Genomic DNA, 7,255 nt, shown 5'->3' on the forward strand with positions numbered 1-7,255 from the left:
ACGGTGCATCCTGCCCCTCTGCCACTTTGTCCCTTTGCCACTTTGCCACTCTAAAGAATGTCAGCAGCGCCAGCCAGTACACAAGCAATGCGTTTATGATATGGATTATGAGATTGACTGCATGATAGCCTGTGACATCAATGCCGTGCAGTCTATAATTCAGCGCAAATGTGAGGAAGCCTATGAATCTGTTTTTAAAAGTGTCGTATAAAGGGAATGCTTTTGCCTTTGATGGTTCTGAAAAGTACCGGAGGTCTTTAATGGCAGGATTTTCTACAATATTGGATGCGTCATCAAAATGAAATGGTATGTTGAATGTGTTGGAGTAGGCAATTATGCCGATAATAGCAATCAGCAGGAGATGAACTGCTGGTTTATACAGGAAATCTGTTTTGACAGATGTTGATTCTACTTGCATATTTTAAACTGGTACAGCTCCATTTATTCCATATTAATTAGATACATATTTTAAAAACTGTCTGGCTTGATAATAGTCAGGGTTTATACGTAAGGCTGTTTCAAATTCCTCGCGTGCCTTTTCCTCCTCACATTTTGCAAGAAACAAAACGCCGAGATTAAAGTGCGCCTCTGCATATTCCGTATTAAGTCCTATTGCAGCCTGATAATGTTCTATGGCTTTGTCGGGATTGTTATTGTAATTATAAGCAACACCGATGTTATTATGTGCTGTGGCGTTATTTGGATTCAGTTGCAAGGCAATTTGTAGATGCTTTATTGCTTTATCATTAAACCCTGCCTCAAGGTAAATCTTGCCTATATTACTATACCCTCTTGCCTTGTGGGGGGATTTTTTGATGACATCATCCCATATGGCAACATTACTTTGCCAGACAATATTTCTTGTATTGGCAGCAATTGAAAAGACGATAATGATAGCAGCAAACAGCAAAACCGTAATACGTGATGCCTGCCTGTCCGGTAGGCAGGCGTGATGAGAGAGAAAGGATGAAGGTTGAAGGTTGAAGGATGAAAGATAAGGAATGAAATAAAAGACGGCGGATACAAAGGCGATTACTGCGCCAATGCTTGGCAGATATAGCCTGTGCTCAAAGATTATATCCAGCGTCGGTATAATGCTTGACTCAACAGACAGGGTTATAAAGAACCAGAAAATGCCAAAGGCAGTGAGGCGTGAATAGTGAACAGTGAACAGTGAACAACCCCCTTTTATTCCCCCTTTGTCAAAGGGGCCTGCCTGTCCGGTAGGCAGGGATGAAGGGGGATTTTTAGAACAATAAAACAGATAAATCCCAAGTCCGAAAATAGACAATAAAAACAGAAACGACAGGAACACATTTGGATTGAAAAAGGAATTATAAACCGGATAATCATAATCAAGGTTCTGGTTTATTGGAACAAAAAGGAGTCTAATATATGTGACTATCACACGGAATTCTGTGAAAAGGTAATGCAACCGCGGCATGGATGAAATAGCCCTTGAAGCGTCATCTATATTGCTTACTAAGCCGCCGTCAGGTTTATGTGTACCCATTAAACTCAAGGGTATTATCAGCATTGTAAGAAGAAAAGGCAGGAGATAGAGAAACCGTGACGCGTAATGCCTGATGCGTAAAAATCCCCCCATCCCCCCCTTTGATAAAGGGGGGTGAGGAGGGATTTTGCATTCAGAGTTCAGAGAGAAAAAACTAAATTCATAAAGCGTTATGATAATCGGAAGTGTGAAGGCAATCTCCTTAGTCTTCATGGCAAGGACGGCGGAAAGGACAGATGTCAGATACCAGATGCATGATTTTGGATGCATGTCTTTGCGATTCCCGACCCTTCGGGAAGAAGCAATCTCACCTTTTGGGATTGCTTCTTCGTCCTGATTCTCCTGACTCCTCGCAATGACAGGTTCATTCTGACTTCTGAATTCTGACTTCTGTATTCTCCATTTCACATACAAGACCAGTGATAGGAGGTAGAACATTGCAGCAAGCAATGCAAACCTCTGGGTAATGTAAGTAACTGCCTGTGTCTGAATGGGGTGGGAGAGGAAGAGCAGGGCAGAGAACAAAGCAATTAATGAAGGTTGAAAGATGAAGGATGAAGGATGAAAATTGAAAAAAGGAGTTTTGAACGTCAGAAGGACAAGCCAGTAAACCAAAATGGCGTTTATGATATGGATTGTGAGATTAACAATGTGATAACCTGTTACATCAAGTCCGTGCAGCTTATAATTCAGCGCAAAGGTTAGCAGCCCCATGTACCGCATCTTTAGCGTGTTGTAACAATAGCTGCTCTGGAACTTTTTAGCCTCAGATAGCTCTGTGAAGAGATTAAGGTCTCTGACTATCGGGTTTTTCGTAATATAAAAGTCATCATCAAAATGGAAAGGACAGTTGAAGGTATTTGAGTAAGCAAGGATGCCAATAATGGCAATTAAAAAAATATGAACTAACGCCTTAGACATCTTCACCCCAAGAAGTGGCAGTTTAATTTTAATAGTTCTAAAAATTATCCCTCTGTGAGGTATTCTTTAAGGGACGTTAAATTATAGCATTTCAGCAGTTCATCGAACAGGGTATTTTCAAAATATAGCTTAATCTGCTAAATTATTATAAAATGAAACTCCTGCTTGTATCTCCTCCGTTTGGTGAAAAGGGGCAGATGTCCAAGGGACTGCCCATTGCACCGCCTGTCCTTGAATATCTGACAGGACTTACATATCAGGTAAAACCCGGCACAGAGGTTGAATTGATTGACGCCAACAAAGAAGAGTTTAGCCCTGATAATGTCAATGCGGATTTAGTGGGGTTTACAGTACTGACTCCACAGTCCCCATGGGTCTTTAGAATGGCAGACAGGCTCAGGTCAGCGGGGAAAAAAGTTGTGCTGGGCGGAATACATGTCACTGCCCTGCCTGATGAGGCAGGGGAGCATGCGGATTCCATTGTGCTTGGCGAGGCGGAGAATGTTTGGAAGGAATTGCTTGATGATGCTGAAAAAGGCAAATTAAAACCCGTATATCATGGAGAATTCCCTGACCTTGCCGGACTGCCCCGGCCTGTTACAAATCTCTGGAATACAAAGTATGTATACGGTTATTTCCAAACCTCAAGGGGCTGTCCCTTTAGCTGTTCTTTTTGCTCAGTGCATAAATTTTTTGGCGGCAAGGTCAGGATGAGGCCTGTCAGGGAAGTGGTTGAAGAAGTTGCCAACAGTAAATGGAGGCTGTTCTGGGGCATTGACGACAACATATGGGGCGTGAATGTAGAGAAGACGATTGAACTTTACAAAGAGATGGCTAAAAATGTAAAGGGCAAATGGTGGTTTGGCTCAGGCGATATCAGGTCAGTCCAGCATCCGCATTCGCATGAACTCCTTACAAATGCACGCAGGGCAGGACTTACGGCAGTGCTTGTTGGATGGGAGTCAAACAATATATTCAGCCTTGAGGAGTACAAGGCAGTGACAAAGCAGGGCCGGGAGAGAAGAGATGCAATTAAAAAAATCAGGGATTACGGCATTGAGGTCATGCTGTTTATCATGGTTGGCGGAAGACGGGATACGAGGGAGGACTTTGAAGGTATAATGAAATTATGCGATGAGCTTAAGGTTGCTGCGCATCCTGTAATGACAACGCCTTTCCCCGGGACAGAACTTTATGAAATGTATGAGCCGTATCTGATCAGGGGGCTTGACTGGGACAGGTTTGACGGCAATCATGCGGTTTTTGAGCATCCTTCAATGTCCCCTGCCGAGAGGGAAGCCGCAATCATAAAACTGCGAGCAGACCTTTTTGATATACCTAAAATATTAAGCAGGATGTGCCGGATTTCGCTGAAGGGATTTCCCATGAGCCATATTACTTCATGGATGATACAGTATCCTCAGGGCAGGGCGTTTAAGGAATATGCGCGGGCGAAAATGAAAAATGCATGAAATATATGGCGCAAAACAGGTAAAATAAAAAAATGAGCCCATTTCTCGGCGTGCTTATCATGATGAATAATTATTTCCATGATGTTGCCACTGCATTGCTTATGGCAAGCGGGATTGTCGTCTGGGTTATAGTCAGGCGTTATGATTCTGCAATAAAGACCAAGGAGACGACGGAGTATTTCCTTAGGATTTATAACAGCGCAACAAAGCTTGCAAGATTTTCCCTTGTCTGGATAATCATCGGGGGTGTGCCGAGGACGATTTTTTATACGGAATTTGAGTGGGCCAATGCCGCCGGCAAAAATCAGATACCCGCCCTGCTTGTAAAGCATGTCCTGGCCTTTGTTTTTGTAGGCATTGGCGCTTATATCTGGCTTAAGATTAACAGAAGGGTAAAGGATATAAAAAAGCAGACTGATGTGGCATAATAATCTGTAAGGAAGGTCAGATGAAAAAGAAAATACTTTTTATAACACCGCCTTACCACTGCGGAGTTGTTGAAGTGGCAGGACATTGGGTGCCGCTTACATTTGTTTATCTTGCCGGTGCTGTCAGGGAGGCGGGTTTTGAGCCTGTCATATACGATGCCATGACAAAGCGCCATGGCTTCAAAGAGATTAAAAAGAAAATCTCGGAAGAAAAACCTGACTATGTTGCCGCTACTGCGATAACCTCAACTGTTTTTGACGCCCTTGAGATTCTAAAGACTGCAAAAGAGATAAAACCCGGCATTACTACAATCATAGGCGGGGTGCACCCTCATTTTATGTATAAAGAAATGCTTGAAAACAAGTTTGTTGATTATGTGGTAAGGGGAGAGGGAGAGGAGACCATTAAAGAACTCCTCCTTTGTCTTAGCAAAGGCGGAGACCCCGCGGATGTGAAAGGGATAGCTTACAGAAGCGGGCAAAAAATCACGGCAACCCCGCCGAGGCAGTTTATTCAGGATCTGGATAAGCTCCCTACTGCATGGGACCTTGTGGAATGGAAGGATTACAGGTATTTTGTCATACCCAAAAGCAGGCTCGGCTCTGTAAGCACATCAAGAGGCTGCAGCCATGACTGTACATTCTGCTCCCAGCAGAAATTCTGGCACCAGTCTTGGAGGGGAAGGACCCCTGAAAGCGCAGTCAAGGAGATAGAGCATTTGGCGAAGACATACGGCGTTAATGTCTTCCTAATCCCTGACGAACATCCCACACATGACAGGGCCCGGTGGGAGAGACTGCTGGATTTATTGATAGAGAAAGACCTCGGAATATACCTTCTGATGGAGACGAGGGCAGAGGATATTGTAAGGGACAAGGACTTGCTGTGGAAGTATAAAAAGGCAGGCGTTATTCATATATACATCGGGGTTGAGGCCACGGATCAGGAGACGCTGGACCTCATTAAAAAGGATGTAAAGGTAGAGATAGGGCTGGATGCAATAAGGCTTATACATGAGCACGGCATGATTACTGAAACGAGCTTTCTGCTGGGTTTCCCCCATGAAACCAAAAAGTCCGTGGCAAAGACGCTCAAGCTGTCCAAAATCTACAATCCGGATTTTGCTCATTATCTGGCCCTTGCGCCGTGGCCTTATGCAGATATGTACAAAGAGCTTCTTCCTTATATCGCAACTAAGGATTACAGGAAATACAATCTCATTGATCCTGTCATCAAGCCTGAAAAGATGAGCCTTAAGGCGGTTGACTGGGCTATTATTGACTGCTACCGGAGCTTTTATATGGGCAAGCTGAAAGAAATACTGACCATGAAAGACCCGTTTAAAAAACGCTATCTGCTTGTATCAATGAAACTGATAATGAACAGTTCATTTATAGTTGACAAGCTCGGCTCTCTCGGCATGATGCCGCCTCAGGTGCAGGAACTGATGAACAAATTAAAGACCGAAGAAGCCGAAGAGGAAAAACCGGCGCAGGAACTTACATCAAAGATATCCATGTCTGTAAAAATAAGCGCGCCTGTAGGCAAGGTTTTTGATTATGTCACAAATCCCGAAAATTGGACCAGGTATGTGACAAGCCTTGTGGATGTGAGGAATTTATCCACCAAGACAGTCAAAGCAGGCATGACATTTGAGTGGACCTACAGGATGCTCGGCATGAACATGGACGGCAAAGGCAGGATTACGGAGTTTCATAAAGATAAGAAATTTGCTATGCAGATGGAAGGCTCATTCCCGATAAGGGAGGTATATTTTTTTAGCGGGGATTCAAAGGCAACGACGCTGACGTTTGAGATTCACTATGAGGTTCCGGGCAAGGTGTTAGGTGTCATAGCCAACAGGCTTGTCATTGAGAAGCTGAACAGGAAAGAGGCTGTGGCTGTTCTTAAAAAAGTAAAAGACATCTGCGAGGCGGAGAATATTTAGGCTGCAATACTACAAGGATTGCTTCGTGTTTGCACCATTTCTGTAAAAAAATAAATGCCCCTGCCGGAAATTTTATTAGTTAGTTTTCAATACCCCACAGTCTCTGCTATGGGGTTTCCTTGTTTCTGTCATTCTGGCTTGTCCAGAATCTTTCTGAAGGATTCCCGACAAGCGGGAATGACAAAGTACGATTTACTTTTATTTTTATGATACCCCGCCGTCTCTGCGGCGTGGAGGTTCATTAAATTTTTATTGACACTTTATGTTTTTCATATGTTCATACACATTTTTTAGGTCCGGCTCTTTTTCCCCTATTGTTATATATTTTGTCCAGTAATTACATGCATCATTAATCCTGTTCAACTTTTCAAGGGTTAATGCAGCATTATAATATCTTGAAACTACTGAATTATTTAATTCAATGGCTTTTTTAAAATGATACAATGCGTCATTATATTGTCCTTTTTGAAAATACAGCTCGCCTATTGTATTATATGCGTCTCCATACCCCGGTTTAATTTTTATTGCGTACGCTGCATGTGAAAGCGCTGTCTCAGCTTTACCCGTAGCCATTAAGGCAACTGCGAGATTGTTGTGGGCATCGGCATAAAGGGGATAGATTTTAATTGCTTGTTTAATATATGAAAGCGCTTTTTCATACTCGCCGAGATTTATTAAGCTAACCCCAAGGTTGTTATATGCATCGCTATAGTTAGGGTCAATTTTTATTGCTTGTTTAAAAAAGTTTACCGCATCCTTTGAGTTTCCTTTGCTTAACACTGCAAACCCGAAACTATTGAGCGCCCTTGCTTTTTTAGGGGCCTTTTTTAATACATCTGTCCATAAGCTCATTTCATCCTTCCAAACGGCATTTCTCTGATAAGCGGCGATGGAAAGGGAAAGGACTAAAGCAGCAAGCAGTAAGACCGTAATCCGTGATGTGTGATGAGAGAGAAAGGATGAAGGATGAAG

General features: G+C 43.0%; 6 protein-coding genes. 3 read left to right on the forward strand and 3 right to left on the reverse strand.

Translation table 11 applies throughout. From position 1 onward, the window contains the following. Both HZA10_05850 and HZA10_05855 read right to left on the reverse strand, forming a co-directional pair. The coding region (locus HZA10_05850; protein MBI5195824.1) for a hypothetical protein at positions 1-418 on the reverse strand (418 nt) is incomplete at its 3' end. Between the two features lie 33 nt (positions 419-451). After that, a complete protein-coding gene (locus HZA10_05855) occupies positions 452-2,434 on the reverse strand; it encodes a tetratricopeptide repeat protein (GenBank protein ID MBI5195825.1) in 1,983 nt (660 codons plus the stop codon). Positions 2,435-2,586: 152 nt separating this feature from the next. Between HZA10_05855 and HZA10_05860 the strand changes: the two genes are divergently transcribed. The 3 genes from HZA10_05860 to HZA10_05870 are packed head-to-tail and all read left to right on the forward strand — an operon-like array spanning position 2,587 to position 6,283. Beyond that, positions 2,587-3,906 (forward strand): B12-binding domain-containing radical SAM protein, encoded by a 1,320-nt coding sequence (locus HZA10_05860; GenBank protein MBI5195826.1) that lies wholly within the window; start codon positions 2,587-2,589, stop codon positions 3,904-3,906. A 32-nt stretch (positions 3,907-3,938) separates the two neighbouring features. After that, positions 3,939-4,334 (forward strand): hypothetical protein, encoded by a 396-nt coding sequence (locus HZA10_05865; GenBank protein ID MBI5195827.1) that lies wholly within the window; start codon positions 3,939-3,941, stop codon positions 4,332-4,334. Positions 4,335-4,354: 20 nt separating this feature from the next. After that, positions 4,355-6,283, forward strand: coding sequence for a cobalamin B12-binding domain-containing protein (locus HZA10_05870; GenBank protein MBI5195828.1), 1,929 nt, complete (start codon positions 4,355-4,357; stop codon positions 6,281-6,283). A gap of 249 nt (positions 6,284-6,532) precedes the next feature. Here HZA10_05870 and HZA10_05875 read toward each other — a convergent pair. Further along, positions 6,533-7,255 (reverse strand): tetratricopeptide repeat protein (locus HZA10_05875; GenBank protein ID MBI5195829.1); only part of this gene is annotated, 723 nt, incomplete at its 5' end.

The sequence above is a fragment of the Nitrospirota bacterium genome, from assembly GCA_016212185.1.
In the GTDB taxonomy this organism is placed as follows: domain Bacteria; phylum Nitrospirota; class Thermodesulfovibrionia; order UBA6902; family DSMQ01; genus JACRGX01.

Excerpts from the sequence above, each read along its gene's own strand:
- HZA10_05855 (MBI5195825.1), bottom strand. The coding sequence starts at position 2,434 with ATGTCTAAGGCGTTAGTTCATATTTTTTTAATTGCCATTATTGGCATC.
- HZA10_05860 (MBI5195826.1), top strand. The coding sequence starts at position 2,587 with ATGAAACTCCTGCTTGTATCTCCTCCGTTTGGTGAAAAGGGGCAGATG.
- HZA10_05865 (MBI5195827.1), top strand. The coding sequence starts at position 3,939 with ATGAGCCCATTTCTCGGCGTGCTTATCATGATGAATAATTATTTCCAT.
- HZA10_05870 (MBI5195828.1), top strand. The coding sequence starts at position 4,355 with ATGAAAAAGAAAATACTTTTTATAACACCGCCTTACCACTGCGGAGTT.